Origin of the sequence: Streptomyces sp. NPDC019531 (assembly GCF_044903305.1) — a bacterium.
Taxonomy (GTDB): Bacteria; Actinomycetota; Actinomycetes; order Streptomycetales; family Streptomycetaceae; genus Streptomyces.
The window spans coordinates 100,768-127,151 of sequence record NZ_JBJDQL010000020.1 but is presented as its reverse complement, the minus strand read 5'-3'; the positions used below and the strand labels follow the sequence as shown (position 1 = coordinate 127,151).

Genomic DNA, 26,384 nt, shown 5'->3' with positions numbered 1-26,384 from the left:
CGGTGCTTGGAGAAACGGGCTAGTCCTTCACTTTCGTACCGATCACGTCGTCCGCACCGCCCGCCGGAGCCGGGATCGCCGCGGCCGCCGCCCCGTCGCCGTCCCCGTCCGTGTTGATCTTCTCGATGATGGCGAGCCGTTCCGGGGTGTCCTCGGGCTTGATGAAGCCGACGAGGATGTAGAGGACCAGGGAGACGGCGAGCGGGATCGACACCTGGTACTGGAGCGGGACGCCGCCCTCGACGTTCCAGCTGATCGGGTAGTTGACCAGCCAGAAGGCGAGCAGGCCCATCGACCAGCTGGTGAGCGCGGCCGTGGGGCCGGAGCGGCGGAAGGGGCGGAGCAGGCCGAGCATCATCGGGATGGCCATGGGGCCCATCAGGCCGGCGACCCACCTGATGACCACCGTGATGATGTCCTTGAACGTGGGGGAGTTGACCTGGGTCGCCGCCGCCATCGACAGACCGAGGAAGACGACCGTGGTGATACGGGCCACCCGCAGCCCCTGCCCCTGGCTCCAACTGCGCGCCCTGCGCCACACCACCGGTGCGCAGTCCCGGGTGAAGACGGCCGCGATCGCGTTGGCGTCGGAGGAGCACATGGCCATCGTGTGCGAGAAGAAGCCGACGATCACCAGGCCCAACAGGCCGTGCGGCAGGAGCTGTTCGGTCATCAGGCCGTAGGAGTCGGAGCCGTCGGTCTTCTGCGACTGGACCAGCAGCGGTGACATCCACATGGGGAAGAAGAGGACGACCGGCCACACCAGCCACAGGATCGCCGAGAGCCGTGCCGAGCGCTCGGCCTGGTGCGCGTTGGCCGTGGCCATGTAGCGCTGGGCCTGGTTGAGCATGCCGCCGTTGTACTCGAAGAGCTTGATGAAGAGGAAGGCGAGCAGGAAGACCGTTCCGTACGGCCCGACCAGTGGCTCTCCGTGGCCCTGCAGCTCCGGCTCGTCCCAGGCGCCGAAGAAGCCGATGCCCTTGTCGTTGAGCTTGAGGACGACGGCGACGAACATCGCGATGCCCGCGAGGAGTTGGATGACGAACTGGCCCAACTCGGTAAGGGCGTCGGCCCACAGACCGCCGATCGTGCAGTAGATCGCCGTGATGCCGCCGGTGATGAGGATGCCCTGGTTGAGGGAGATGCCCGTGAACACCGACAACAGGGTGGCGATCGCCGCCCACTTGGCGCCCACGTCCACGATCTTCAGCAGCATGCCCGACCAGGCCAGCGCCTGCTGGGTCCTGAGGTCGTAGCGGTTCTTCAGATACTCCAGCGGGGAGGCCACATGGAGCCGTGAGCGCAGCCGGTTGATGCGCGGCGCGAACAGCTTCGAGCCGATGGCGACGCCGAGGGCGATGGGGAAGGACCACGTCACGAAGGACGTCACGCCGTAGGTGTAGGCGATGCCCGCGTATCCGGTGAACATCACCGCGCTGTAGCCCGACATGTGGTGCGAGATGCCCGAGAGCCACCACGGCATCTTGCCGCCGGCGGTGAAGAAGTCGCTGACGTCGTCCACGCGCTTGTGCGACCACACCCCGATCGCGACCATCACACCGAAGTAGCCGATGAGCACGGCCCAGTCGAGACCGTTCATATGCGCCCTCCCAGGGATCAGCCAGCGCTCATCGTGGGCGCCACGACGTGGACACGACAAGCTGACGTTGCGTCAAAGGGAGGTAAAAATATTCGCGATGATGGCCTGAGTTCACCTACCTGAACTCACCGCATCAGCTCCCCGGCGTTGACCAGCAACGACTGTCCGGTGATCGCCCGTGCCCGGTCCGAGGCCAGGAACACGGTCGCATCCGCCACGTCCCCGTCGGTCGCGAGGTCGGGCAGCGCCATCCGCCCGGTGAGCCGCTTCAGCACCTCGCCCTCCGGCACCCCCTCCGTATGCGCCGTGAACTGCACGTACGCCCGCACAGGCGGCCCCCACATCCAGCCCGGCAGCACGGTGTTGACCCGGATCCGGTACGGCCCGAGCTCCCGCGCCAGTGAATACATCGCGCTGGTCAGCGCCCCCTTGGACGCGGCGTACGCGGCCTGCCGCACCTGCGAGGGCGCGGCGACGGCCGACTGCGTCCCGACGAACACCACCGAACCGCCACCCGCCGCCTTCAGCCCCGGCAGACAGGCCCGGGTCATCCGCAACGACCCCAGCAGGTTCACGTCGACGACCGACTGCCAGGTCGCGAAGTCCGCGTCCTCAAGACCGCCGAAGTAGCTGTCCCACGCGGCCACCTGCACCACCGCGTCCAGCCGCCCGAACCGCTCCACCGCCAACTCCGCGAGCCCCGCGCACTGTTGCTCGTCGGTGATGTCCGTCGCCCGGTACGCCGAGTGCGCCCCGTCCGGATCGATCTCGGCGGCACTCTTGGCGAGGTTGGCCTCGGTCCGCGCCCCCAGAACGGCGTTCCCGCCCTCCCGCACGACGGCGGCGGCGACCTGATGCCCGAGCCCGGCGCCGACTCCCGACACGACGACGGTCCTCCCGGAGAGAAGTGACATACCCGCGGCCTCCCTGCTCTGGCGCATCATCTGACGGGGCGTCAGAGTATGGGCGTCCGAGACGGAAGGCCAGCGGCTGGCGCGCATGAGTCAGTTCACGTAGACGGGACAGATGTGAGCTGGGTCGAACGGAGCCCGTCCCTTGCCGGACGGCATGACATGAATGGCTGTGAAGATCTCGCCGACCAGTGCGCGACGCTGCTCGAAGCCACCGTCTCTCCACTCGGTCGCATAGTCGCGCTGCTGAGTCGCCTGGGTGGCCGCAGCGTGCGCGGCGGCCCTTTGTTCCAGTCGATCGAGTTCGGCGTTCATGGCGGAGATGGTCTGGTAGTAGTCATCCGGACGCAGGTCGGACACGGACTCTTCCCCTGCGGCCCACGCGGTGATGAGCGTGCGCTTGCGGGTACTGATCGCCGCCATTCGGGCCTGTGCGTCCTGCGCGTCTTCCGCGGCTGCGGCGTCGTCCCCGAAGTTGGGTTCCGTGCGCCCGTGCATCCACTCGGTGATTAGCTTCTCCAGATGCTGATCCACTGGCTCCGCGCGGCGGCTGACCTTGCCGCAGGCGTTGCGGGCGCGTCCCGGGCAGTAGTAGATGACGTGCCCGCGCTGCGCGACCCGTTTGGCGCTCATGGGAGCCTTGCAGACCCCGCATCGCAGGTATCCCGTGAACAGGTACCTGCGCTGGTTGGCACCTTCGTGATTGCGGAGGATTCCCTTCTCCGCGAAGAGCGCCCTCCGTCGGTCCAGTTCGAGCTGCGTGTCCGCCCACACCTTCCGGGGGATGACCGGATCCCACCTGCCCACCATGGGCAGGCCTTCCGGCCCGATGAGCACCCGCCCCCAGCCGTCCCGCTGACGGTGGTTCTCGGTGCGGTGCTTCCCTTCGTACGAGACGAACCCGCAATAGCGGGGGTTGGTCAGGATGGCCTTCACCGTTGGTTGAGCCCATTTTCCGCCGCGCGGTGAGGGAATCCCGTCGCGGTTGAGTTCACGGGCGATCCCCGTGATGGAGGAGCCCTCCGAGAACCGCTCGTAGATCCGCCGGGCGACGCGTGCGCGGTCGGGCCGGAGGGTGCCGTCCGGATTCCATGCGTAGGGTGTCCTGCCGGTGAGTACGCCTGCCGTGGCGTCCGCGAGATGATTTCGCGTGACGCGCCGCGAGGTGTCCTGTGATGACTTGAGCGCCATGACGCACAGCATTCGCGCCATGTGCCTGTCTGCGTCGGAGATGAGATTCAGGTTGCCCGTGACTCCTACAGCGGGGCGCTTCGCGTACTCGATGACGTCGATCAGGTCTTCGAGGTCCCTTGGCTGGCGGGCCAGCCGATCGGTGTCGTAGAAGACGATCCCGTCGATCCGCCCCGACAGGAGGTCGCCGAGCAGGCGTCTGAACTCCGGGCGGACGACGACCCAGTCGGCTGAGCCGTCTGCCCGGACTGTGCGCTTCTTTTTGAAGGCGCTGGTGTCGTTCTCCCGATACATCTCGGTGAACGGTGCCCAGCCTAGGGCGGTGCGTTTCGCCTCGGCATCGTCGAGCTGAAGGCCGATGCTCCTCTCGTCGCCCTGGCGGTCACGAGAAGTGCGCAGGTAGCAGCCGGGCCGCCGCGGAACGTAGGTGCTCAGCGACCCACCGACCGCGATGGCGACCGAAGTCCGGTTGCGTACGCGCTCGGGGATGGTCACCCCGTCCCATGAGGCGACATCGACCGCTTCCGATGGCGTGGTGCCGCGCGTGCTCATGTGTCCTCCCGGAGCGGTCTGATGCACCCCTGAACGTAGCCATTTCCAGGGCGTGTTTCGGTGCATTGAGTGCAGATCACTTGCTCGGGCGACCGGTCGCACGCGCATTCCCGTCGTTCGATATCTGACGTATCGTCAGAATCATTGCGGAGAAGCCTTCGAGAGACGCGGGGAGCGCGGATGAGCGATGTCGGACGCGAAACGGCCCATCTGGACCTGTACGGCAAACTTGCCTCGGTCGGGCCCTACGGAGTGGAGGTCGGGCATGCGCTGATCACGATGGTCGAACCTCATCGGGGCTACGAGCGCGCTTACCACAGATGGTACGAAGACGATCACTTCATAGCGGGAGCGATGGCCATGCCCTGGATATACGCGGGGCGCCGCTGGGTGGCCACGCGCGACCTCCAGCTCCTGCGGTACCCGAGTGATTCCGCCGTTGCCCAGCCGGTTACGGACGGCTGCTACATCACGGTCTACTGGCTGACCTCCGGTCGTTACGAAGAGCACATGAAGTGGACCGTCGGGATCAACAAGCGGCTCAACCGTGACGGGCGGGTCTTCCAGCAGCGCACCCACGTCTTCACCGCGTTCCAGGACCACGAGTCCACGGTCTACCGCGACGGTGCGGCGGGCCCGAGGGACTTCCATGCCCTGGACCACCCGTACCAGGGCTTGGTGTTGGAGGTGATCGACGCCGAATCCCCGGAGCGGCGGGGGGAGTTGCTGGAGTGGCTGGTCGGACGCCATCTGCCGAAGCGGCTGGCGGGCTCACCGGCGGCCATGGTGACGGCCTTCCGCCCAACCCCTCTCCCAGGCGACCGCATGACGTACGTGAAGCAGGTCGAGGGCGTCGACACCCGCCTGACATTGCTCTGGTTCCTGGAGACGGACCCGAGGGAGTGCTGGGAGCAGCACTTCACGGACCTGGAGGACCCGCCGATGGGCAGGGTGGAACTGCGGGCGCCCTTCGTCCCGACAATCCCGGGCACGGACAAATACGTAGACCAGCTGCGCTGACCGCTTCCAGGGGCGCGGGGCTGTATCAACGTGCGGCTCCGCCGCGCGGGCGCGCCAAGCCCCACCGACCCGCACCCGCCCGACTACTTCAACTCATCCGGACAAGGCGTCCCACGCGACACGGTGTAAGGCGCGGCCAGCCGATACGTCCCCGCCCGAGGCGCGAGCAGCATCGTCCACTTGTCACCGTCCGCGTCCTCCGGCGTCTCCATCAGACACCCGTTGACGTTGTCGTACTCCTTCGGCGTGGCATCCCGCTCCTTCGACGCCTCCGTCTCCTGCGGAGCCTTCAGCTTCTTGCCGTCCGCGTCGACGATGGACAGCCACGGGGAGTACGGGATGCGGATGAGGATCCGCCCGGCCTTCTTCACCCGCATGGTCATCTCGCCCTGCGCGGCCCGGTCGACGACCGTGTTGGGGGAGGCCAGCGGGGCCGGGTCGGTCACCCGGAACAGCTGCCAGTTCGCGTCGCCCCAGATCTGCTTCAGATACGGCATCCCGCGCTGGACGAGTTCCCGCTCCCGCTCGCCCCCGTCCCCGTCGGGCTCGTCCTTCGGTACGACGACGAAGTGCACGGCCCAGCGCTGAAGCCACTCGTGGTAGTTCGCGGAGTTGAGGGTGTCGTCGTAGAAGAGCGGGTTGCGCTCCATGTCGGCCTGCCGGTTCCACCCCCGGGCGAGGTTGACGTACGGCGCGAGCGCGGACGCCTCGCGGTGGGAGGCGGCCGGTACGACCTCGACGCGGCCCTTCTCGGCGCCGACCTCCTGGAGCTCGTTGACGAGGGGGGCCAGCTCGCGCGCCCAGGACGCCGTGGGGGTCGTGTGGACGACGTCGTCGACCGACTTGAAGCCGATCCAGGTGGTGAAGCCGACGAAGGAGACGACGACGGCGTACCACTTGCGGGAGCGCGGCACCGTGAACGGCAGCGCGGCCGCCAGGGCCACCCCCGCGAACAGCATCGGCAGCCGCGAGATGTTGGAGCCGATCTGCGAGCTCACCAGCCAGACCAGGACGACCGACAGGCTGTACACCCCCGCGGTGATCCGGACCGTCGTCCACTCGCGCGGGACGAGGAAGAGGACGAGCAGGCCGTACGCCAGCGGCAGCAGCACCGAGGCGATCTTCATCGGCTGGGTGCCGGAGAACGGGAAGAGCCAGGCGGAGAGGGCGACCACGGCCGTGGGCGCGAGGCCGAGTGCCCAGGCGCCCGGACGCCGTTTCTGGAGGAAGAGCGCCACCGCCACCAGGCCCACGAACAGGCCGGCGACCGGGGAGGCCATGGTCGCGAGGGCGGCGAGCGGCGCCGCGCTGGCGGCCTTCGCCCAGCGTTTGTGGCGCAAGCGGTGCGGCCAGCAGAAGACGACGGCGACCGCGCCCAGCGCGAACACCGTGCCGAGCCCGAAGGTCACCCGGCCCGAGGCCGCGTTGCACAGGAAGGCGTACACCCCCGCCAGCGAGGCCCACAGCGGGTTCTTCACCGACCGGCTGCGGATGAGGATCAGCGTCAGCAGGCCCGCCGAGACGGTTCCGGCCAACATCATCGTCGTACGGACGCCGAGGACCGACATCAGATACGGCGAGACGATGCTGTACGACACCGGGTGCATTCCGCCGTACCAGGCCAGGTTGTACGCGGAGTCCGGGTGCCGGCCGACGAACTCGGCCCACGCGTCCTGCGCGGCGAGGTCGCCGCCACTGTTCGCGAACGTGAAGAACCAGACGATGTGGAGGATGCCGGACAGGGCGGTGACGGAGAGGACGGGATGGCGCAGCATGCGCTCGCGCAGGGCGAGGAGGGCGGTCCCGGCGCGGCTCCTGAGGGATCTCTTCTCGGTGCCGTCAGGTTCCGCGGGCACCTGTATTCGCGGGCCGGTACCCGGGCCCGGGTCGGTGTCGTCGGCGCGTGTCGGCTCCGCAGTGGCCACCTGAAGGCACTCCCCGTGGTGTCCCGTCTTCATTTCCCGGCCGCATCCCAGCGGCAACCTGCCCCGGTTCGTGACGCTAGCACGCGGCCCGCCGGCCGGAACCCCGGCGGGGTCCGGCCGACGGGCCGTTCGGGGCGTCTGTCCCGGGTCGTCCGTGTCCTGCTCAGCTGACGCGGGTCAGCTTGTCGGTGAAGCCCGGTTCGGTCAGATCCTTCTGCAGGGTGACCGGTACCTCGACCGCACCGCCGTTGCCGTCACCGACGGTGAGGGTGCCGACCTTGGTTCCGGCCTTCGCGGTGTGCGGTACGTCGTCGGCGGCGAAGGACAGCTTCACCTTCAGGCCGGCCCAGCCGACGGCGGTGACGTCCTTGGTGAGCACCACGGGGGTGTGACCGCCGAGCCCGTCGTCCACGTAGCCGACGACGTCGCCCTTCTTGAGGATCTTCGCCGAGGCCAGGGCGTCCTGAGCGGCGAGCATCGCGGTCTTGCTGACGTCGTTGACGGTCTGGATGATCGGCGCCTTGTGCTGGCCGAGGATCGCGCCGACGACGGTGACGGTCTCACCGCCGACCTCCTTGCGGGCCGCGAAGAGGAGGTTGCCGCCGGCCGCGGTGGTGGTGCCGGTCTTGATGCCGATCGCGCCGTTGGAGGGGACCAGATAGTTGTAGTTGTAGTACTTCTGCCCGGACGGATCGACCCACTGCCCCATGGACGTGATCTCCATCAGGGCCGGGATCTTCACCAGTTCGTTCCCGAGCTTCACCTGGTCCTCGGCGGTGGAGACGGTGGTCTCCTTCAGGCCCGAGGCGTCGGTGTACGTCGTGTTCGTCATGCCGAGTTCCTTGGCGGTGTCGTTCATCTTCTTGATGAACGCCGCTTCGGAACCCGCGTCCCAGCGGGCGAGCAGCCGGGCGATGTTGTTGGCGGAGGGGATCATGATCGCCGAGATCGCCTGCTTCTCGGTGAGGACGTCGTCCTTCTTGACGGTGCTGAGGGTGGACTCGCCCTCCTTGTTGTAGCCGCCCTCCTTCTCGGCGAGCTCGTCGACGGTGATCTTCGCGCCCTCCTCGCCGGACTTGAGGGGGTGGTCCTTCAGGACGATGTAGGCGGTCATGGCCTTGGCCACGGAGCCGATCGCGACGGGGGTCTGCTTGCCGAAGTCGCCCATCGTGCCGATGCCGTTGACGTCCATCCAGCCCTGGCCCTGGGTGGGCCACGGGAGGGTGGCCTTGCTGCCGTCGAAGCTGTAGGAGTCCTCGGCGGTGAGGCTGAGCGTGGGGTTCGGGAGGGAGCGTACGGACTGCACGATCGCAAACACGACGACCAGGAGGATCAGGAGCGGCGTCCAGATCTTGACCCGTCGGCCGAGGGTGCGCAGGGGGCTGGGCGGGGGTGGCGGAGTGTTGGTGAGCTCCGCGAGCAGGTCGAGGGGCGGCTTCGGCGGCAGGGGCTGCTGTGTGGTCCGCTCCGGGCCTACCTGGGGTACGACCGCGGTCGCGTCCGGCTTCGGCCGGGGCTCGTCGAGGGGCTTCAGCGCGACGAACTTGCTCGTCCGCTCGGCCTCGGCGACGGCCTCCGGCCTGGGGGGCGTCTTGGGGGTCGTGGACTCCTTGGGCCCCTTGGACTCCTTGGGCCCCTTGGGCTCCTTGGGCTCCTTGGGCTCCGCCGCGGCCGCGGCCGCCTTGCCGAGCTTCAGCATGGTGGTCGGCTGGTCCACCGGGGGCCGTGGTGCCTTGAACACGGCGGTGGGCTGGTCGACGGGGGGTTCCTCGTCGTCGTGCGTCTGCGGGTCGGTGGGGGTTGGTCGCGCAGTTCCCCGCGCCCCTGGGGAGTCCGGGGTGCCGGTGTCGGCTGCGTCGGGTTTGTCGGCGGGGGGTTCGCCGTCGTCGTGCGTCTGCGGGTCGGTGGGGGTTGGTCGCGCAGTTCCCCGCGCCTCTGGGGGGTCGGAGTCGCCGGTGTCGGGAAGGTCCGCCTCGTCGTCTACGGCTGTTTCGGGGGCGTCGCTCTCCGGTGTCGCGTCGGCCTCAGCGGCCGTCTCCGGCTCGCTGTCGGCCTCCGGGGCCGCGGGGGTCTCCGTGTCGCCGGCGTCGCTGTCAGGGGCGTTCTCGGGCTTCCCGGAGTCATCCTCGGCACCCTTCTCCGGCTCGTCCGCCGTGGCCACCCACGCCGCCACCGCGTCCCGGAGCCGTGCGTCACCCGCCGTAGCCGGCTCGTCGCGCTCGTCGGAGTCGTCCGAGTCCTCGGGCGCGGCCGTCTCCTCCGGATCGTCGGCGTTCTTGGCCGCGGTCGGCAGTTCTCGTACCGAGAACACCTTCGTGGCCGTGTCCACGCCTCCGAGGGAGATGGACTCCCGTGCCACCGCCAGCCGGGGATCGGGAGCCGAACCCCTCGCCTCGGGAACCGGACTCGCGCTCCCCGACGTCGGTTCTGCCGACGACTCGCGCTGCTTCGACCTGTCGGGGGACTCGCCCGCCACCGATGCCTCCTCCATGTGCCGCACGTGATCGGTATCCGTCTCCGTGCGTCTGCCGAACCGTTGATTCGCCGCCCGGGCAACCGCCACACCACGCTGTCCGAACCATGTACCAGTGTCCTGTGTGCGGGCTTGCCCCAACCGGTAGACGAGAACGACATAGCTACCGGTTCCACTACAAACAGGTCACGCACCCTCGACAGACCAATGTGAGAGGGGTCACCCTGTCTTTCATCCACGCGGGGAGGCATGGATGGGCAGGAGCCGCAGAACACTTCCGGAGGAGCTTCTGCTGCTGGCGTTGGACCCGACCACGGGCACCACCGCACAGCCGCAGTCGCTCGACCTCGGTCTGGCCGGAGCGCAGCTAGTAGAGCTGGCGCTGGCCGGACGTATAGCCCCAGACGGGGATCGTATCGCCGTGGTGGCCCCACGGCCGACTGGAGATCCAACTTTGGACTGCGCGTTGGAGTTGCTGCGAAGGCGTGGCGCTCCCGTGCGGGCAGTGAACTGGATCGGCGGGCCGCGACTGGGGCTCCGCCAGACCTACCTCTCGCATCTGGAGCGGTGCGGCATGGTGCATGCCGTGGCGGGTCAGATGTGCGGAGTGCTGCCGACCACCCGCTACCAGGCGACGGACAACGAGATCAGCCGGGAGATCAGGTCCCGACTGGACTCGGCGATCCGCACCGGCGTACCGCCGGACCCGCGGACCGCGGCGCTCGCCGCCCTGGCACACGCGGTAGGCCTCGGCAAGCACCTGTACCCGGGCAACGAGGGACGGTCCTCGCGCTCCCGGCTGCGGGACCTGATCAGGCACGACCCGATGGGCGGACTCGTCGCGCACGCCGTGATGGACGTCCAGAACGGGGTGGCCGCACAGCCACGCCGTAGCCCGGCGCCCGCCGGCCGTCAGGCCGCCCCGGGAGCCAGGCCCGCGCCGGAACCCGCTCGTGGTGTTCCGATGCAACCGCGCCGAGGACCGATGGCGCGCGCCGTGGCCCACTGAGCCGCAGTCCCACGGCACCGAGAACGACAGCACCACCCGCACCGCCACAGCGCCGCACCGTCAGTCCCAAGACCGGTTCGGGAGCCGCTGGTCCGCGCGGGGCGACGGAACCGTACGTCCGTACCGCGGGCGTCGCCGGTTCCGCCGCCCCGCGCGGCCGCATGTTCGAGCCAGGACGGGCCCGATCGGGTCAGGACGTCTCCAACTGACGTGAACGCGGCGCATATACACCGTTTCCCAGCGGTAATAAGCACCTTGGTGGCAGTCTGCTCAACAGCAGATACGCAAAGTCAAGTACGAGGCACGCAGCCGGAGGTGCACGTCCCGTGGCGTCCAATGTCAATCCCACCGTCAGGCGGCGCCGGCTGGGCCAGGAGCTGCGCAGGCTCCGCGAGCTCAAGGGCATGACGGCCGAGGAAGTCGCCGAACGCCTGCTGGTGTCGCAGTCGAAGATCAGCCGGCTGGAGAACGGCCGGCGCAGCATCAGCCAGCGCGACGTCCGTGACCTGTGCGGGGTGTACGACGTCGAGGACCAGCGCATCGTCGAGTCCCTGATGCAGATGGCCAAGGACTCGCGCCAGCAGGGCTGGTGGCATGCCTTCGGGGACATCCCGTACAGCGTCTACATCGGTCTGGAGACCGACGCGGAGTCGCTGAGAGTGTACGAACCCCAGATCATCACCGGCCTGTTGCAGACCCGGCCGTACGCCGAGGCCATCGTGCGCGGCGGCGCACCCGAGGCGACGGACACCGAGAACGACAAGCGCGTCGAGGTGCGGCTGCGACGGCAGAGCCGGGTCGCCGCCGAGCGGGACCCCCTGCGGCTGTGGGTGGTTCTGGACGAGGCGTGTCTGCGCCGGGTCGTCGGCGGCCGGCAGATCATGCGCGAGCAGCTGGAGTACCTCGTCGAGATGTCCCAGCAGCCCCATATCACCGTGCAGGTGCTGCCGTTCGACGTCGGCGCCCACCCCGGTCTCAGCGGCCAGTACTCCATCCTGGAGTTCTCGGACGCGGCGGACTCCAGTGTCGTCTACATCGAGGGCGTCACCAGCGACCTGTACCTGGAGAAGGCGCACGACGTGCAGAAGTACACCGTGATGTACGAGCACTTGAGGGCCCAGGCGCTCAACGTCGACCAGTCGCGTCAGCTGATCGAGGACCTCGCCAAGGAGTACGCCCGGGAATACGCCCGTTGAGCCCTTCCGGACAGGGCGGGCCGGATAGTACACCCCGGCCACGCCCGTCTGGAAGACTCCCCTGGAATATGCCACCAGAAGAGTGAATGGCTGCTCCGAAAGAGGAAGTCGGCGAGTAGCGTCGATCACGCCAACGATCAATAAAGGTTGGCGGAATCCGCACACTGCGCAACTGGCTACGGAGCGAATATGGCAATTCGTCTGGGCAACCTGGACACATGGACGACCTCCACCTACACCAACGCCAACGGGGCGTGCCTGATGGTGAGGTCGACCGAAGAGGAAGCACTCGAACTCGGCGACACCAAGATCCCCGAGGGTCCCAAGCTGGCCTTCCCCGCCGACGCGTGGAGTGCCTTCGTGGCCTCGGTCAAGGTGTGAGGGGCGGACCGGTCTGATCCCCGTCCCGTTCACCCACAACTGCACACCACAACTGCTCGCGACAACAGCACAAGCACCACCCAGAGCCCTCTCGACCAGATCGCCGTCCTTGCCGAGGGGGCTCGGCGTTTGCCTGCGGCGCTGTGGCCGGGGGGTTGTGTGTCGGGTGCGGGTCGGTGGGGGATCGCGCAGTTCCCCGCGCCCCTGAAAAGGTGGGTGCTGCCAGGCATCCTTTGACTGCACCCACTCAGGGGCGCGGGGAACTGCGCGACCAGCCACAACGCACCCGCACCCGCCCTACTACGCCAGCACACCCTCCACCGCGGCTACGACCGCGTCAGACTCCGGCTCCGTCTGCGGCGAGAACCGCGCCACAACCGCCCCGTCCCGACCGATCAGGAACTTCTCGAAGTTCCAGCGGATGTCCCCGCTGTGCCCCTCGGCGTCCGCCACATCGACGAGCCGCTCGTACAGCGCATGCCGCCCCTCCCCGTTCACCTCGACCTTCTCGGTCAGCGGAAAGGTCACGCCGTACGTCGCCGAGCAGAACTCGGCGATCTCCTCGGCGCTGCCGGGCTCCTGCCCGAGGAACTGGTTGCAGGGCACGCCGAGCACGGTGAAGCCCCGCTCCGCGTACCGCTCCTGGAGCTTCTCCAGGCCGTTGTACTGCGGGGTCAGACCGCACTTGGAAGCGACGTTCACGATGAGGACGGCCTTGCCGGCGTACTGGGAGAGGTCGGCGGAGCCGCCCGTGAGGGCCCCGATCTCGACGTCCAGGGGAGAGGAACCATCTGCAGTCGTCATGAGCGGATGCTAACTCCGCTCAGCGAACTCCCGGTTCCGGCTCCCGTTCACCGGTACCGCCCCCGGAGGCCTCCACCAGCACCTCCCCGGCCGCCGTACGCACATACAGCACCGACCGCCCGGCCCGCCGTCGCTCCACGAGCCCCGCGTCCAGCAGCACCCGCAGATGCCGCCCCACCGACCCCAGCCCCTGACCGGTGACGGCAACGAGCTGGCTGGTGCTCAGCGGGGAGTCCAGGAGGACGAACACCCGGGCCCGCCCGGCGCCGAGCAGCGTGCCGAGGCTCGCGGGCACACTCCGGGCGCCCGGGTCGGCGAGGGCGCCCGTGCAGCCGTAGACGATGGCGTACCGCGTCGGCTCCTCCCAGGTCGCCCAGCCGCGCCCCGGGGTGACCGGGACGAAGACGAGTTCGGCGCCGGAGATCTCGCGGGGCGGGCGCTCGTGCCGGTTCACCTGGAGCCGGTTGTCGCCGAGCCAGCGGGTCTGGCCCGGGGTCAGGGAGTCGATGACGGTCGCCCAGCCGCCCCGGCTCACCTGCGCGGTCCTGGCCACCACGTCGGCCTCCAGGATGCGCCGCCGACGGTCCCAGTACGGCCGTACGGTCTGCGTCCAGACGTACGCGAGGAGCTCGGCCGCCCGCTCCGGGAGGTCGTCCCGCTCCAGGGCGGCGGGGAGCGCGCCGCGCAGGGAGACCCGGACGTTCGCGCGGGCCTCGGCCGGGTCGGTCGCCCGGATGCGGGCCAGCGTCTCCTCCAGGGGCGTCCCGTCCCGGGGCAGGGGCGCGAGGAAGTCGGCGATCCAGGACGTGCCCATCGCGGAGCGCACGAGCAGCGCGGTCACCGGGTCGGCCGCGAGGCGGGCGCGGTAGCCGGGCAGATGGGCACGGAGCCAGGCCTCCTCGCCGGGGTGGGCGGCGGTGCCGGTGTGCAGCAGCCGCAGGGTCGCGAAGGTCTCGGTGAACGGACAGACGACGAACCGGCTGCGGACCAGGGTGTCGGCGTTGAGCATCCACCACCCCATGAACACCCCCGGTCGTTTCGCGGACGCGCGAAAGACTAACCGTCACCCGCCGACCGCTCGAAGACTCCGTCCATGCGCAGCTACCGGACCCTGTTCCGCACCCCTGAGTACCCCTCGTTCCTGCTCTCCTTCGCCGCCTACGCCGCGGCCCAGACGATCGGCGGCCTGGCCCTCGGCACCCTGGTCTACCGGGCCACCGGCTCCCCGCTCCTGTCGGCGGTGAGCATGTTCGGACCTCAGCTGGCGCAGTTACTGGGAGCAGCGTTCCTGCTCTCCGGTGCCGACCGCCTGCCCCCACGCGCGATCCTGACGGTGATCTCCCTCGCCTTCGCGGCCGGTACGGCGGTGCTGGCGCTGCCCGGACTGCCGGTCTGGGCGGTCTTCGTCGTACTGCTCCTGCAGGGCCTGGTCGCGTCGCTGGGCGGCGGAGTGCGCGGCGGACTGATGAACGAGATCCTGCCCAAGGACGGTTACGTCCTGGGCCGTTCGGTCTTCAACATGCTCTGGGGCCTGGTGCAGATCACCGGGTTCGCGACCGGCGGCGCCCTGCTGGCACTCCTGTCCCCACGGACCTGTCTCCTCCTCACGGCCGCGATGTACGTGCTGTCGGCCCTCGTCACCCGCCTGGGCCTCGCCCCCCGCCCACCGCGCGCCACCGGCCGCCCCTCCCTCTCCGCGACCTGGCACACCAACGCCCTCCTGTGGTCCTCCCGCCCCCGCCGCCTGGTGTACCTCGGCCTGTGGGTCCCCAACGGCCTGGTGGTCGGCAGCGACTCGCTCTACGTCTCCTACGCCCCCTCGGCCGCCGGCACGATGTACGCGTGCGGGGCGCTGGGCATGTTCGTCGGCGACCTGACGGTGGGCCGTCTGGTCCCGCCCGCGCTGCGCCCCCGTCTCGCGACCCCGCTGCGCCTGCTCCTCGCGGTGCCCTATCTGTTCTTCGTCCTACGACCCGGGGTGGCGCTGTCGGTCATGGCCGCCACGGTGGCCTCCGTCGGCTTCGCCGCCTCGCTGGTCCTCCAGGAACGCCTGATGTCCCTCACCCCCGACGAACTCGCGGGTCAGGCCCTCGGGTTGCACTCCACCGGCATGGTCGTCCTCCAGGGCCTCGGCGCACTCCTCGCGGGCACCCTGGCCCAACTGACCTCGTCGGCAACGGCGATGATGCTGATGGCGGCGTTGTCGGTCACGGTGACGATGACACTCTCAGCGCTGGGCAAGCGCGAGGAACGACGTCCAGGTGTCGGGGCGGACGGTGAGCGTGGGTCCGCTGGTGTCCTTGGAGTCGCGGACGTGGACGGTGCCGGGTGAGGCGGCGACTTCGAGGCATGCGCCGCCCTGCTCGCTGCTGTAGCTCGACTTGAACCACTGAAGTGCGCTGCTCATTGGTCTCCTAGCAAACGGTCCAACAGGCGCTTGGACTCCTGCGGGTTGAGAGCCTGTGACCGCAGCATCGCATACTTGCGTTCCAGCACAGAGACGTTGTCCGGGTCGGTGATCAACCTCCCGTGGAGCTGGCCTTCGACGTAGCCGACGCGCTGGTGATCTGCCGTCTCGACGAGGATGAAAGGACCCGAGAGCCCAGCGTGGAAGTCCCGGCCGACCGGCATGATCTGGAGGGTCACGGCCGGAAGATCGGCCCACTCGCGCAGGCGGCGCAGCTGCTCCGCGTACACCGCGTCACCTCCGAGGCGGTCCATCACGGTCACCTCGGAGATGACGAAGCTGACGGTCGGCGGTCCCTTGCGCTGGAGGATCTCCTGGCGCTCCATCCGCGCCGCGACCCGCTGATCGATCTCCTCCTCGGTGAGGGCGGGCACCTCGTGGAGGAACACCGCCCGGGCGTACGCCGGAGTCTGGAGCAGACCCGGCAGCACCTGGTTGTCGTACCAGGACAGCGCCAACGCCTCCCGTTCCAGGTCGATGTAGCCCTCCGCCCACCGCGGGAACAGGTCGACCTCGGGCAGGTGCCGGAGCGCGACGGACAACGCCCCCTTGGTGTCGAGGAGTTGGTCCAGCAACTCCGCCACGTCCTCCTTGAGGGTCCGTCTGCCCTGCTCGACGGAAGCGATCGTCTCCTCGTCCACACCCACCGCCTCGGCGAGTTCCCGTTGGGTCAGCCCCTTGGCCCGCCGGAACACGCCGACGAGACTCCCGACCAGCTTCACGGCAGACGCGTTCTTCCTGCCCCGCGCACTGCGGCTCCTGTTGCTCATGCCGATGAACTCCCCATCTGAGGCCGTACGTTCACCCGTGTTCACCCGTACAGGGAATCTGTACGGGTCGGCAGCGTGCTGTGTGTGCAGGGGAGCCGTGCCAACGTCGCCGCCTCTCCGGTGGCCGCTCGGCCATTCGGCGACCTGTACCGCTCCATCGAGCTGTTGACCCGCTGCATCCGCAAGGCATGGCCGGACTGTCCCCTCGGCTGTAAACGGATCCTGCTCAACTCGGACGTCCTGCCGGCGCTCCAGCGGCCCAACGTGAACTGCCGTCGAGAGTGACGGCTTTGGCCGACGTCAGTCCGGACGCGGCGGCTGGACCCTTCGGAGTCCGTCTGATCCGTCGGTGAGGCTTGGCACCGGCTTGGCGCGCTGCTTTTGGTGATGGGCGAAGCACACCCCGGAACAAAGGAGTTGAGAAGCGCGATCCAGGCCTTCGCCGATGCAGGGGAGGGCCGCTTGATGGCCCGAGTTCTCTCGACCGCCGCTACCTTCTACGAGAAGTCCGGCAACCAGCGACCGGCTTATGACGCTTGGCTCCAGGCCGCGAAGTGCTACGACGCGGCCGACGCCGAGCAGGACGCGGCCCGGGCCCGTAAGTCCGCGGAAGCTGTCAGAGGGGACTCACAGGCCATCTGAGCCCGCTCAAACGTCCGTGAGTCTGTACGTCGCCGCCGCCCGCGCGTAGAACCGCTCCACCACGTCCCGCTCGCTCTCCGGCCCCGACACAAGGACGATGTGGTAGCGCCCGCCGGAGCGGAGAGCGAGGTTGTGCACGTACACCGGGCGTCCCTTTTCGGTCTCCCAGGTGAACTGCCCCTCGGCCATGACCTTCCCACCGGCTTCGATCAGACGGATACCGAAGCTGGTCGCCCACGACGAGTCCCGGTAGGGCTGCAACTCGGGCTCCACTTCCCGCTGGTAGTCCACCGGATTCTCGCCCGCCGTCGCCCTGTCCCTCCCGGGCACGACCACGATCTCGTACGACCCCTTCGTGTACCGGTACTGCCCGTCGGCGTTCTTGGCGTGCCGCTGCCACCCGGCCGGCACTTCCAGGCCGAACTCGTCTTCCTGGACCCACTGGTACCCCGTAGCGGCCGTGTGGGTGGGAGAGGCGGACGAGCGTACGGAGGGTGAGGCCGCCGAAGTACCGGCGTCCGCCGCCTGGTTGCCGCCGTCCGAGGAATCGTCGAGCGTCAGGAGTACGGCGGTCAGGGCGGCGGCGACCCCCGCGACGGCTCCCGGCCACAGCCACCGCCGCCTGGCGCGACCGAGGGCGGAGGAGACCGTCGGACCGGTCCTGGCCGACGTCGACGTCGACGTCGTACGGAGAACTTCGGCCACCCGGCCTACCGCGGGCCGGGTGGCGGGCGCCTTGGTCAACAGCCCGGCGATGACCGGCCCCAGAGCGGCCGCCCGCCGCACCGGTGGGACCGGCGCGGTGAGCACCGCGCCGACCGTGCCTTCCACCGAGTCCCGCTGGAACGGCGAGAACCCCTCCACCATCTGGAACAGGAGCACTCCGAGCGACCACAGGTCGGAGGAGGGGCCGGGGCGGTCACCGCCCATCCGCTCGGGGGAGGTGTAGGCGAGCGAGCCCACGAACTCGCCCGAGCGGGTCAGGGTCGTCTCTCCCGCGATGTACGCGATGCCGAAGTCCGTGAGGACCACTCTGCCGTCGGTGTCGAGCAACACGTTCCCCGGCTTGACGTCGCGGTGCAGGACGCCGCGGGCGTGGGCGGCGGTGAGCGCCTCCAGCACGTGCAGCGCGATGCGCGCCGCCTCGTGCTCGGGCAGCGTGCCCACGCGGTCGAGCAGCGCCGCGAGGGACTCGCCGTGGACCCGCTCCATGACGATCCAGGGGTGACCGTCCTCCATCACCACGTCGTGGACGGTCACCACCGCCGGATGGTTCACGCGGGCCGCGGCGCGCGCCTCGCGCAGGATCCGCTCGACGCGCGACGGCCCCTGTGTGACGGCCTCCTTCACGGCGACCTCCCGCCCGACGAGCTGATCGAGTCCGGCCCACACCGTGCCCATGCCGCCCGACCCGAGTCGCTCGGCCAGCCGGTACCGTCCCCCGATCAACCGTCCCTCGGCCGCGACCGCCTCCGGCTCTCCCCCCGACACCATGCAGGCATCATGCCCGAGCGAGAGCCCTCACTTCCGGAACAACCGCAGATAAGGAGACGAGCTCCGGCGACGTCACGAGGGCTGGCGGGCCGGGTCGGTCGGGGTGCGTTCTCCGGGTAGCACAAGGGGTGTGGTGGGGCGGCGGGTGACCGGATGGTCGGGGATCGGCTCGATGTGGATCCCGGTCGGCTGTCGAAGCCTCTTCAGCTCGGGCGGTGCGTAGCGCTGCTCCGGGGTGTCGTAGCGGAGCCTGGCCGTGCCGGCGACGGACTCGTTCCTGGACTGTCCGACAGGCCAAGCAGCGGCCGGGTCATAGGTGACGACAAGCGGACCCGGTACCTCGATGCGTGGAAGTGCCGGGTCCGCGTGGTGCGTTCAGGCCACGACCGTGAACAGCCCCGTCTTCTCGCCCAGCCTGTCCAGGGAGATCTTGCCGGGGATGCCGTTGGCGTCGTCGCCGGTGTAGCCGAGGTGGTGCTGCCACTTCGCGTAGGCGGCGACGGTGGTGGTGCCGAAGGAGCCGTCGCCCGAGTAGGTCCGGGAGAGGTAGCCGAGTTCGACGAGGGCGGCCTCGGTGAGGTTGGTGCCCGTCATATAGCTGACGTGGCCCTGCTTGGCGCCGGGGTCGGTCCTCGCGGCCGTGACGAGGCGGGAGAGGTCGACGCGCGGCTTGCCCGCCGGGCGGGTGGTCGGCTTGGTCGGCTCCGTCTTCCCCGGCTTGACGGCCAGCTGCCTCTTCACGTCGGCCCGGAAGTCGTCCATGTCGAAGCTCGGGTCGATCTTCCCGGGCTGTACCTCCTTGTGCCCGGCGACGGACTTCTCGCTCCAGCCGTGCGCCCGGCAGATCGCCGCCGCCCACAGCACGGCCTGCCGGTACTGCGCGTCCGGGTAGGGGTCGCCGCCCTTGCCGCGGTTCTCGATCTCCAGGCCGTACAGACAGTCGTTGCCGTCGGCCCCGGCGGCGTCGTCGTGCGGGAGCGGCTTCTCCTCGCGGATCGCGTTCAGGACATCGATGTCGGCGTAACCGGCGTGGTTGGCACGGCCGTTGCCGATCGTCCACAGACCGGCGGTCTTGCCGAGCCAGGCGTGGCACAGCGGTCCGGGCAGACCGGTTCTGCCCTTGAAGCAGAGCTCCTTGTCGTCGTGGCCGCCGGTGTGGTGGATCAGCACACCGATGACGGGACCGAAGGACTTCCCGGTCGCCGCCTCGCGGTTGTGGGTCTTCCAGCCGGTGTGCTCGTGCACGGTGAGGCCTTCGGCCTTCAGCGCGGCGAGCATCTTCGCGGCGGACAGGGGAGTGGCCATGGCTGCGGTCCTCTCGGATCGGCGCAACAAGTACGCATCACAACGAGTTCAAACGCGTTTTCGCATCAAAACGGTCGCGGTGCCGAACTTAGCGCTCAAGCGGCGCGAGCAGACAGTAACCTGATGCTCGGTCAACTACTTAAACGATCTTCTCTGTACATATTCACATATTCTCTATGAGCGGTATCATTTCGGCTCGTTGAGCGGTCCGTATCCCGACCGTCACTCTGAGCACGCTGGGGACATTCGTGGCAGTGCACGCGCGCGCGTCGAGAAAGCCAGACCGGACGACGAAGGGCGGCGGTCGGCAACTGTCGTTGCGTACAGCCCTGTTGGTGCTGGCGTTGGTGCCCTGTGTGGCCCTCGTCGCCCTGTGGTCGACGACCTCCGTCCAGCTGTACACCGACTGGCGGCAGCAGAAGGAGCGCAGCGACTCCTCGCAGGAGTCCTCGGTCCTGGTCGTGGTCGTCTTCTACAACCTGCAGGAAGAACGGCGCGTCACCGGCGCGGCGCTGGCCGACCCCGAGAAGTACCGGGCCCAACTGGCGGCGCAGCGCGTACGCACCGACGCGGCGGTGGAGAAGGTCCAGGCACTCACCGAGGGCGGGTGGACGGGCCCGGCAGACATCAGCCGCGATGTCGGCCGGGTGATCCAGAGCCTGGCGAAGCTGGACGGCTACCGGGAAGCCGTCGACCGCGGAACCGCCTCCCAGCAGCAGGCGTTCGACGCCTACTCCGGCCTCGTCGCCACCGACCTTCAGCTGTTCTCGTCGATGAGCTACCTGGGCATGGCCGAGATCGACTACCGCATCCGGCCGGCCAACGACTCGCTCTGGGGCATGGAGATGATCTCGCGCGAGAGCGCCGTCGTCACTCGTGCCGGTGCGACGGCGAAGCTGTCCGACGACGAACGCGGCCAACTGGCCGAGTGGGTGGGCTCCCAGAAGTTCATCTACGACAACAAGGTCGTGCCCGGCATGCCCGCGAACCAGTCGGCGCTCTACAAGAAGTTGATGGCCGGCAGCGCCTGGCAGCAGAAGACCTCGATCGAGCAGGACATCCTGCACGGCGCCTCGTCCGACGCCGGCACCGTCTCGCCCGCGCTCGCCAAGAAGTGGAGCGACAGCATCGGCCAGGTCACCGGCCCGCTCCAGGGGTTCAACCGGGCGTACTGGGACGACCTCATCGTCGACATCAATGACGAACTGAACGCGATGCGGACCAAGTTGATCCTCATCAGCGCCCTGGACGCGGGTGCCGTGGTCCTGGTCGTCGTGATCAGCACGCTGCTCACCCGGATGCTGCGGCGGCGGATCTTCGCGCTGCGTCAGGCGGCTCTGGACCTGCAGACGCGGATGCCGGACGTGGTGGAGCGCATGCGGCGCGGCGAGGCGGTCGATCCCGACGCCGAGCTGCCTCCGATCCAGCACAGCGCCGACGAACTGGGCCAGCTGGGACAGGCGTTGAACCTCGCCCGGCGCAGTGCGCTGGACACCACGATCACCCAGGTGGGGCAGTTCCGCGGATTCGAGAAGCTGCTCCAGCGCATCGCCCGCCGGACGCAGCTGCTGATCGGCCTGCAGATGAAGAAGCTCAGCGAGCTGGAGCGCCGGCACGAGGACCCCGAGGTGCTGGAGGGGCTGTTCGACCTCGACCACCTGACGGCCCGGCTGCGGCGGTACGAGGAGAACCTGGTCATCCTGGGCGGCGGCCAGCCGCAACGGCGTTGGCGCAAACCGGTGTTGATGGTGGACGTGCTGCGCTCGGCGCAGAGCGAGGTCCAGGACTACCGGCGCATCCAGATCGAGGTGGCGGGCCGGTTCTGGCTGACGGAGCGCGCGGTGGGTCTGGTGGTCCATGTGCTGGCCGAGCTGATGGAGAACGCGGTGGCGTTCTCGAAGCCGCCGACTCCCGTGGAGGTGTACGCGTCCCGGGTGGGCCGCGGGCTCGCCGTGGAGATCGAGGACCGCGGCATGGGGATGACGTCAGGGGAGTACGAGGAGGCGAACCGGCTGATGGCCGATCCCCCTCGCATGGACGTCCTGTCGCACGCCGAGGACGTCCGGCTGGGCCTGTACGTGGTGGCGCGGCTGGCCCAGGGCCTCGGTCTCCAGGTGGAGTTGCGGCCCTCGTCGTTCGGCGGGACCCGGGTGGTCGTCCTCATCCCCGAGGAACTCGTCATCGACGAGGCCGCAGCGCCGCCCGCGCCCGTCGGCGTTCCCCACCCGCCCGTGCCGCCGGAGCAGACAGCGGAGCAGATGACCGAGCGGACGCCGCAGACCGTGGCGGGCCCGCCGCCCCCGTATCCCCCGCGCACCGCCGCGTTCGCCATGAGCTCCGGTTCCGGCAACGGGACGCGCGGTGGGACGCCGCCCGCCGACGTCCCTGCGCATGAGCGGGCCGGGCGGGTGGCCCACCGCACCACCGACGCGCCGGCGCGCGGACTGCCCCGCACCAGGCCGCTGCCCAAACGGGTGCGCATGGCCAGCCTCGTCGACGAACTACGGGATCCGGACGCGGATGTCCGGTCCGCTCCGGAGGCGGAGCGGTCGCCGCGGCGCAACGGCGGGCCCGCCCGCTCCGGCGCGACGATCGGAGCCTTCCAGCGCCAGTCCCGGCTGGCCCGGGGAGGCACCACCCTCACCGCGCCCTCGGCCACGACGGACGGTGCCACTCCCACGGACCGCGCCGACGCAGCGGGCGACGGAGCCGGAGAGCAGGACCGCCCCGAGGTCCTGCCGTATCGCAGACGGACACCTACGGAAGACTGACCATGACACAGCGAACGACCGCCACACATCAGGATCTCGACTGGTTGCTGGATGGCCTGGTCGAACAGGTCGCCGGCACGCAGCACGCGATCGTGCTGTCGGACGACGGGCTGGTGGTGAGCCAGTCCCGTTCCATCGCGCGCCGGGACGCCGAGCGCTTGGCCGCCGTCGCCACGGGGCAGCAGAGCCTGGCCCGCGGCGCCGGGAAGCTGTTCAACGGTGGCCCGGTGCAGCAGGTCATCGTCGAGATGGCCGACCTGTGGCTGTTCATCTCCGCCGCGGGGGAGGGGACGCATCTGGCCGTCGTGGCGTCCCAGGAGGTGGAGGCCGAAGTGCTGGCCCTGGCCATGCACACCCTCATGCAGCAGGTGGGCCGGCACCTGGGTGCCGAGGCGCGGGTCGCGTCGGTGAGCCTTGAGGGCGGTGTACGTGAGTGAGCCACTGGATGGACGACCTGGAGGCAGGCGCGGGTGACCCGGAGGAACTCTCCGTCCGCCCCTACACGATCACCCAGGGCCGTACGGCTCCCTCCCGCGACGACCTCACGCTGATCACCCTCGTCACGACCGTGGAACCGGCGGTGGGCCGGGCCGCCTCCCGGGGCCTGCAGCCCGAGCACCTCTCGATCATCCGGCAGTGCGAGGGCTCGGCGGCCGTGGCGGAGGTCGCCGCCGAACTGAACCTCCCGGTGTCGGTGACGAAGATCCTCATCGACGACCTGGTCGCCCGGGGCCAGGTCACCACCCGGGCACCGATCGCCATGGCGGCGGGAAACGAATCGGATATGTCCCTGCTAAGAGCGGTGAGAGATGGTCTTCGCAGACTCTGAGCCGGCCGTCGGTGTGCGCCGCGGCGCCCCACCCGCGGCCGTCAAGATCCTTGTGGCCGGCGGCTTCGGCGTGGGCAAGACGACCCTGGTCGGGGCCGTCAGTGAAGTGACGCCGCTGCGCACCGAGGAGTATCTGACCGTCGCCGGCGAAGGCATCGACGACGTGGACGGGGTGGAGGACAAGTCGACCACCACGGTGGCGATGGACTTCGGCCGTATCACGGTCAACCCCCAGCTGGTGGTCTACCTCTTCGGGACACCGGGCCAGGAGCGGTTCTGGTTCATGTGGAACGACCTGGTGCAGGGCGCTCTCGGCGCGATCGTGCTGGCCGACACCCGGCGCCTGGAGAGCAGCTTCGCGTCCATCGACTTCTTCGAGAGCCGCGGCATTCCCTTCGCCATCGGCGTCAACTGCTTCCACGGCCACGCCGACAGCAGCGAGCAGGAGGTCCGCGACGCACTGACCCTCGGACCCGAAGTCCCCTTGGTGATGGGCGACATGAGGCAACGGGAGGTCGGCCGCGACGTGCTGCTCGCGCTCGTCGAACACCTCATCGTGGTGATGGCGGCGACCTGAGAGAGCGCTGCCCGGCCCTTCGCACGCCCCCTCGTCCGTCCCCGTGTCCGCCGTCCGGCCTCAGCAGGTCGTCCGAGCTGCTGAGGCCGAGAGGCCCGGGGCCCGGGGTCCGGGGTCAGGGGTCAGGGGTCCAGAGTCCGATGACACCGTCAGGCGGGTGCCCTCACGGGGCCACCGCACGGCCGGTCGTCGGGGAGATCGCGCCGGAGCACAGCCCCTTGGCGGCCAGCGTCTGCGCGATCCGGGGGATCGCCGCGCGGGTGTTGGCCGGCCAGTCGTGCATGAGGATGACCTGGCCGTTGGTGAGCCGGCCGGCCGCCGCGACGATCGCGTCGGTGCTGGCGTTGTTCCAGTCCTGCGAGTCGACCTGCCACAGGACCTCGGTCAGGCCGTACTTGGCCTCGACGGCTTTCACCGTCGCGTTGGTCTCGCCGTACGGCGGCCGGAACAGCTTCGGTGTGCCGCCGCCCGCGCTCGCGATGGCCTGCTGGGTGCGGGAGATCTCCGAGTCGATCGTGGCCTGGCTCTGCTGGGTCAGATGCGGGTGGGTGTAGCTGTGGTTGCCGACCCACATCCCCGCGCTGACCTGGGCCCTGACCAGCGCCGGGTAGGCGGCGGCGTTCTGACCCGTGTTGAACATGGTGGCCCTGAGGCCGTACTGCTTGAGCAGGTTGAGCAGGGTGGTGGTGTTGCCTCCGGGGCCGTCGTCGAAGGTGAGTCCGACGTATCCGGAGCAGGCGGCGGCCTGCGCAGGGGCAGCGGCGGCGGGGACGGTGAGGGTGCCGGCGGCGGCCAGAGCGGCGGCGGCCAGCAACGGAAGGTGCGCCCGGGTCCTCATCAGGCCACCGTGATGTTAGAGCTGCCGCTGCTCTGGTAACCCTCGGTCGCGAGGATCATGTAGTACTTGAAGCTGCCCATCGGCATGCCGGCCCGGGCCCAGGCGTCGAAGTGGTTGCCGGTGGTGATGGTGCCGCCGGTCCGCTTGGACTGCCGCACGCTCCAGTACTGGTTGAAGGTCTTGGTGCCTTCCACGGACGGGGCGTTGTAGCGGGTGGTCTGGTAGATGTCGTACGTCCCCCCGTCGCTGGTGACGGTGCCCTTGTACGTTCCGGTGGGCCGGTAGGTGCCCCAGTTGTCGACGACGTAGTACTCCACGAGCGGACTCGACGTCCAGCCGTAGAGGGCCAAATAGGCGTTGCCGGACGGGCTGAAGCTGCCGGAGTAGCTCACGGTCCTGCGGGAGCCGGTGCTCCAGCCCTTGCCGGCCACGAAGTTGCCTGTGTTGCGCCATGAAGTGCTGTAGTTGCCGCCGGAGTTCAGGGTCATGGAGACCGTGCCCTGGGCGTCCGTCCAGAACGAGTAGTAGTACCCGTTGTTGGTCCCGGTCTGGTTGGTGGTGATGACCGTGGCCGCCTCGGCGGTGCCGGGCAGGGCCAGGGTGGCTCCGGTGGCCAGCAGGAGGCCGCAGACGCTGCGGCGCGTCGGGTGTGCGGGTGTGTCAGTCATGCCCCACAGTTTTGGTCTGCCCCTGTCAAGCGTCAACAGTTTCGGCAGATGTTTCGAATGCTTCGGTATCGCTCTCACCTCAGGAAACCCGCGAAATCTTTCGGAAGATCGCGGGGGGTGAGAGATCGAAAAGTCCGATGATCATTCGAATGTTTCGAAGGCTTTCCGGTCGCAGAGAGGCGCATGGATCGCAGTAAGGGATCCAGATCCAGAGAGAAATGAATCCGGAGAGAAATGAATCCGGAGAGAAATGTGAAGGCGCCGAGAAACGACAAAGGCAAGGAGGTCACCCCACTCCTTGCCACTCTCAACGTATAGCGCACCGGGGGGCTTGCGGCAAGGCCCCGGTGCTGGCGCACACTTACCCGCCTGAGTCACAGGTCGCCGAGAATCAGGTCGGCGGAAACCGGGGGATGGGTCGATGCGTGTTGTTCTCTCCACGTACGGATCGCGCGGAGACGTCGAACCGATGGCGGGACTGGCCGTGGCGGTCCGCGCGCAGGGCCGCCGGGTGCTCGTCGGGCGGGGCTGGGCCGGTCTGGCCCCGGTCGACGGGGCGGACGACTGCTTCGTCGTCGGCGAGGCCAACCACCAGGCCCTCTTCCGGCGCGTGGCCGCCGTCGTTCACCACGGAGGCGCCGGCACCACGACCACGGCCGCTCTGGCCGGCGTGCCCCAGGTGGTCGTACCCCAGATCGTGGACCAGCCGTACTGGGCCGGGCGGGTGGCCGAACTGGGCATCGGCGCGGCGCACCAGGGGCCGACGCCGACGTACGACTCGCTTTCGGCCGCGCTCAGGACCGCGCTGGCCCCCGGGACCCGGGCACGGGCCGCCGAGGTGGCCGCCATGATCCGCACGGACGGGGCGGAGAGGGCCGCGAGGCTGCTGCTGGACATGGCCGGCCGGGAGCGGCCGCGCACGTCCGCGTGATCACACCGCACTGACCGAGGCCGCAGGGCC

Annotated in this window: 23 protein-coding genes and 2 pseudogenes; 12 read left to right on the top strand and 13 right to left on the bottom strand. The window is 69.1% G+C overall.

What is annotated here, in order from left to right; genetic code table 11:
• Window positions 1-19: 19 nt before the first annotated feature.
• The 3 genes from ACI2L1_RS23410 to ACI2L1_RS23400 form a co-directional block, all read right to left on the bottom strand.
• A complete protein-coding gene (locus ACI2L1_RS23410; RefSeq protein ID WP_404741288.1) occupies window positions 20-1,600 on the bottom strand; it encodes a sodium:solute symporter family protein in 1,581 nt (526 codons plus the stop codon).
• A gap of 125 nt (window positions 1,601-1,725) precedes the next feature.
• The gene (locus tag ACI2L1_RS23405; protein ID WP_404741287.1) at window positions 1,726-2,514 is read right to left on the bottom strand and encodes an SDR family oxidoreductase; all 789 of its coding nucleotides are present in this window, start codon (window positions 2,512-2,514) and stop codon (window positions 1,726-1,728) included.
• A 90-nt stretch (window positions 2,515-2,604) separates the two neighbouring features.
• Window positions 2,605-4,254 carry a recombinase family protein gene (locus ACI2L1_RS23400; RefSeq protein ID WP_404741286.1) on the bottom strand — a complete coding sequence of 550 codons (1,650 nt, stop codon included), beginning with the start codon at window positions 4,252-4,254 and terminating at the stop codon, window positions 2,605-2,607.
• Window positions 4,255-4,434: 180 nt separating this feature from the next.
• Between ACI2L1_RS23400 and ACI2L1_RS23395 the strand changes: the two genes are divergently transcribed.
• A complete protein-coding gene (locus ACI2L1_RS23395) occupies window positions 4,435-5,274 on the top strand; it encodes a hypothetical protein (RefSeq protein WP_404741285.1) in 840 nt (279 codons plus the stop codon).
• 83 nt (window positions 5,275-5,357) lie between these two features.
• Here ACI2L1_RS23395 and ACI2L1_RS23390 read toward each other — a convergent pair whose 3' ends face one another.
• Window positions 5,358-7,199: an MFS transporter gene (locus tag ACI2L1_RS23390; RefSeq protein ID WP_404741284.1), complete on the bottom strand. Its 1,842-nt coding sequence runs from the start codon at window positions 7,197-7,199 to the stop codon at window positions 5,358-5,360.
• 163 nt (window positions 7,200-7,362) lie between these two features.
• A complete protein-coding gene (locus ACI2L1_RS23385) occupies window positions 7,363-9,690 on the bottom strand; it encodes a D-alanyl-D-alanine carboxypeptidase (RefSeq protein ID WP_404741283.1) in 2,328 nt (775 codons plus the stop codon).
• A 235-nt stretch (window positions 9,691-9,925) separates the two neighbouring features.
• Between ACI2L1_RS23385 and ACI2L1_RS23380 the strand changes: the two genes are divergently transcribed.
• The 3 genes from ACI2L1_RS23380 (at window position 9,926) to ACI2L1_RS23370 (ending at window position 12,258) form a co-directional block, all read left to right on the top strand.
• Complete coding sequence (locus tag ACI2L1_RS23380; RefSeq protein WP_028808344.1) at window positions 9,926-10,681, top strand: GPP34 family phosphoprotein; 756 nt, start codon at window positions 9,926-9,928, stop codon at window positions 10,679-10,681.
• Between the two features lie 326 nt (window positions 10,682-11,007).
• Window positions 11,008-11,877, top strand: a complete 870-nt coding sequence (locus ACI2L1_RS23375) for a helix-turn-helix domain-containing protein (protein WP_404741282.1) — start codon at window positions 11,008-11,010, stop codon at window positions 11,875-11,877.
• A gap of 189 nt (window positions 11,878-12,066) precedes the next feature.
• The gene (locus ACI2L1_RS23370) at window positions 12,067-12,258 is read left to right on the top strand and encodes a DUF397 domain-containing protein (RefSeq protein ID WP_069763889.1); all 192 of its coding nucleotides are present in this window, start codon (window positions 12,067-12,069) and stop codon (window positions 12,256-12,258) included.
• Window positions 12,259-12,558: 300 nt separating this feature from the next.
• Here ACI2L1_RS23370 and ACI2L1_RS23365 read toward each other — a convergent pair whose 3' ends face one another.
• Window positions 12,559-13,062 carry a glutathione peroxidase gene (locus tag ACI2L1_RS23365; RefSeq protein WP_404741281.1) on the bottom strand — a complete coding sequence of 168 codons (504 nt, stop codon included), beginning with the start codon at window positions 13,060-13,062 and terminating at the stop codon, window positions 12,559-12,561.
• Between the two features lie 19 nt (window positions 13,063-13,081).
• Window positions 13,082-14,083 (bottom strand): winged helix-turn-helix domain-containing protein, encoded by a 1,002-nt coding sequence (locus ACI2L1_RS23360; RefSeq protein ID WP_404741280.1) that lies wholly within the window; start codon window positions 14,081-14,083, stop codon window positions 13,082-13,084.
• Between the two features lie 72 nt (window positions 14,084-14,155).
• Between ACI2L1_RS23360 and ACI2L1_RS23355 the strand changes: the two genes are divergently transcribed.
• Window positions 14,156-15,394 (top strand): MFS transporter, encoded by a 1,239-nt coding sequence (locus tag ACI2L1_RS23355; protein ID WP_404741279.1) that lies wholly within the window; start codon window positions 14,156-14,158, stop codon window positions 15,392-15,394.
• Here the strand turns inward: ACI2L1_RS23355 and ACI2L1_RS23350 are convergent.
• Both ACI2L1_RS23350 and ACI2L1_RS23345 read right to left on the bottom strand, forming a co-directional pair.
• Window positions 15,362-15,469: pseudogene (locus ACI2L1_RS23350) on the bottom strand (DUF397 domain-containing protein); the annotation flags it as partial. The gene ACI2L1_RS23355 and the pseudogene ACI2L1_RS23350 sit on opposite strands and share 33 nt — an antisense overlap.
• Window positions 15,466-16,299, bottom strand: a complete 834-nt coding sequence (locus ACI2L1_RS23345) for a Scr1 family TA system antitoxin-like transcriptional regulator (RefSeq protein WP_404741278.1) — start codon at window positions 16,297-16,299, stop codon at window positions 15,466-15,468. The gene ACI2L1_RS23345 and the pseudogene ACI2L1_RS23350, both read right to left, overlap by 4 nt.
• 84 nt (window positions 16,300-16,383) lie before the next feature.
• Between ACI2L1_RS23345 and ACI2L1_RS23340 the strand changes: the two genes are divergently transcribed.
• Entirely contained in the window at window positions 16,384-16,584 is a 201-nt protein-coding gene (locus ACI2L1_RS23340; protein ID WP_404741277.1) for a hypothetical protein, read from the top strand.
• 180 nt (window positions 16,585-16,764) lie between these two features.
• The gene (locus tag ACI2L1_RS23335; RefSeq protein WP_404741276.1) at window positions 16,765-16,941 is read left to right on the top strand and encodes a hypothetical protein; all 177 of its coding nucleotides are present in this window, start codon (window positions 16,765-16,767) and stop codon (window positions 16,939-16,941) included.
• Between the two features lie 6 nt (window positions 16,942-16,947).
• Here the strand turns inward: ACI2L1_RS23335 and ACI2L1_RS23330 are convergent, their stop codons facing one another.
• The gene (locus ACI2L1_RS23330) at window positions 16,948-18,435 is read right to left on the bottom strand and encodes a serine/threonine-protein kinase (protein ID WP_404741275.1); all 1,488 of its coding nucleotides are present in this window, start codon (window positions 18,433-18,435) and stop codon (window positions 16,948-16,950) included.
• A gap of 375 nt (window positions 18,436-18,810) precedes the next feature.
• Window positions 18,811-19,740 carry an N-acetylmuramoyl-L-alanine amidase gene (locus ACI2L1_RS23325; RefSeq protein WP_404741274.1) on the bottom strand — a complete coding sequence of 310 codons (930 nt, stop codon included), beginning with the start codon at window positions 19,738-19,740 and terminating at the stop codon, window positions 18,811-18,813.
• 335 nt (window positions 19,741-20,075) lie between these two features.
• Between ACI2L1_RS23325 and ACI2L1_RS23320 the strand changes: the two genes are divergently transcribed.
• The 4 genes from ACI2L1_RS23320 to ACI2L1_RS23305 are packed head-to-tail and all read left to right on the top strand — an operon-like array spanning window position 20,076 to window position 23,917.
• Window positions 20,076-22,511 (top strand): nitrate- and nitrite sensing domain-containing protein, encoded by a 2,436-nt coding sequence (locus ACI2L1_RS23320; protein ID WP_404741273.1) that lies wholly within the window; start codon window positions 20,076-20,078, stop codon window positions 22,509-22,511.
• A 2-nt stretch (window positions 22,512-22,513) separates the two neighbouring features.
• Window positions 22,514-22,948, top strand: a complete 435-nt coding sequence (locus tag ACI2L1_RS23315; protein ID WP_404741272.1) for a roadblock/LC7 domain-containing protein — start codon at window positions 22,514-22,516, stop codon at window positions 22,946-22,948.
• An 8-nt stretch (window positions 22,949-22,956) separates the two neighbouring features.
• Window positions 22,957-23,340 carry a DUF742 domain-containing protein gene (locus ACI2L1_RS23310; protein WP_404741271.1) on the top strand — a complete coding sequence of 128 codons (384 nt, stop codon included), beginning with the start codon at window positions 22,957-22,959 and terminating at the stop codon, window positions 23,338-23,340.
• Window positions 23,321-23,917, top strand: coding sequence for a GTP-binding protein (locus tag ACI2L1_RS23305; protein WP_404741270.1), 597 nt, complete (start codon window positions 23,321-23,323; stop codon window positions 23,915-23,917). The genes ACI2L1_RS23310 and ACI2L1_RS23305 overlap by 20 nt, the downstream gene beginning before the upstream one ends.
• Window positions 23,918-24,080: 163 nt before the next feature.
• Here the strand turns inward: ACI2L1_RS23305 and ACI2L1_RS23300 are convergent, their stop codons facing one another.
• Together ACI2L1_RS23300 and ACI2L1_RS23295 are read right to left on the bottom strand one after the other, a co-directional pair.
• On the bottom strand, window positions 24,081-24,755 hold the full coding sequence (locus ACI2L1_RS23300) for a polysaccharide deacetylase family protein (RefSeq protein ID WP_404741269.1): 675 nt from the start codon (window positions 24,753-24,755) through the stop codon (window positions 24,081-24,083).
• Entirely contained in the window at window positions 24,755-25,423 is a 669-nt protein-coding gene (locus tag ACI2L1_RS23295; protein WP_404741268.1) for a glycoside hydrolase family 11 protein, read from the bottom strand. The genes ACI2L1_RS23300 and ACI2L1_RS23295 overlap by 1 nt, the downstream gene beginning before the upstream one ends.
• Before the next feature lie 487 nt (window positions 25,424-25,910).
• Here ACI2L1_RS23295 and ACI2L1_RS23290 point away from each other — a divergent pair.
• A pseudogene (locus ACI2L1_RS23290) lies at window positions 25,911-26,354 on the top strand (glycosyltransferase); the annotation flags it as partial.
• Between the last annotated feature and the right edge of the window lie 30 nt (window positions 26,355-26,384).

Excerpts from the sequence above, each read along its gene's own strand:
- ACI2L1_RS23410 (WP_404741288.1), bottom strand. The coding sequence starts at position 1,600 with ATGAACGGTCTCGACTGGGCCGTGCTCATCGGCTACTTCGGTGTGATG.
- ACI2L1_RS23405 (WP_404741287.1), bottom strand. The coding sequence starts at position 2,514 with ATGTCACTTCTCTCCGGGAGGACCGTCGTCGTGTCGGGAGTCGGCGCC.
- ACI2L1_RS23400 (WP_404741286.1), bottom strand. The coding sequence starts at position 4,254 with ATGAGCACGCGCGGCACCACGCCATCGGAAGCGGTCGATGTCGCCTCA.
- ACI2L1_RS23395 (WP_404741285.1), top strand. The coding sequence starts at position 4,435 with ATGAGCGATGTCGGACGCGAAACGGCCCATCTGGACCTGTACGGCAAA.
- ACI2L1_RS23385 (WP_404741283.1), bottom strand. The coding sequence starts at position 9,690 with ATGGAGGAGGCATCGGTGGCGGGCGAGTCCCCCGACAGGTCGAAGCAG.
- ACI2L1_RS23380 (WP_028808344.1), top strand. The coding sequence starts at position 9,926 with ATGGGCAGGAGCCGCAGAACACTTCCGGAGGAGCTTCTGCTGCTGGCG.
- ACI2L1_RS23370 (WP_069763889.1), top strand. The coding sequence starts at position 12,067 with ATGGCAATTCGTCTGGGCAACCTGGACACATGGACGACCTCCACCTAC.
- ACI2L1_RS23365 (WP_404741281.1), bottom strand. The coding sequence starts at position 13,062 with ATGACGACTGCAGATGGTTCCTCTCCCCTGGACGTCGAGATCGGGGCC.
- ACI2L1_RS23360 (WP_404741280.1), bottom strand. The coding sequence starts at position 14,083 with ATGGGGTGGTGGATGCTCAACGCCGACACCCTGGTCCGCAGCCGGTTC.
- ACI2L1_RS23355 (WP_404741279.1), top strand. The coding sequence starts at position 14,156 with ATGCGCAGCTACCGGACCCTGTTCCGCACCCCTGAGTACCCCTCGTTC.
- ACI2L1_RS23345 (WP_404741278.1), bottom strand. The coding sequence starts at position 16,299 with ATGAGCAACAGGAGCCGCAGTGCGCGGGGCAGGAAGAACGCGTCTGCC.
- ACI2L1_RS23335 (WP_404741276.1), top strand. The coding sequence starts at position 16,765 with ATGGCCCGAGTTCTCTCGACCGCCGCTACCTTCTACGAGAAGTCCGGC.
- ACI2L1_RS23330 (WP_404741275.1), bottom strand. The coding sequence starts at position 18,435 with ATGGTGTCGGGGGGAGAGCCGGAGGCGGTCGCGGCCGAGGGACGGTTG.
- ACI2L1_RS23325 (WP_404741274.1), bottom strand. The coding sequence starts at position 19,740 with ATGGCCACTCCCCTGTCCGCCGCGAAGATGCTCGCCGCGCTGAAGGCC.
- ACI2L1_RS23315 (WP_404741272.1), top strand. The coding sequence starts at position 22,514 with ATGACACAGCGAACGACCGCCACACATCAGGATCTCGACTGGTTGCTG.
- ACI2L1_RS23310 (WP_404741271.1), top strand. The coding sequence starts at position 22,957 with ATGGACGACCTGGAGGCAGGCGCGGGTGACCCGGAGGAACTCTCCGTC.
- ACI2L1_RS23305 (WP_404741270.1), top strand. The coding sequence starts at position 23,321 with ATGGTCTTCGCAGACTCTGAGCCGGCCGTCGGTGTGCGCCGCGGCGCC.
- ACI2L1_RS23300 (WP_404741269.1), bottom strand. The coding sequence starts at position 24,755 with ATGAGGACCCGGGCGCACCTTCCGTTGCTGGCCGCCGCCGCTCTGGCC.
- ACI2L1_RS23295 (WP_404741268.1), bottom strand. The coding sequence starts at position 25,423 with ATGACTGACACACCCGCACACCCGACGCGCCGCAGCGTCTGCGGCCTC.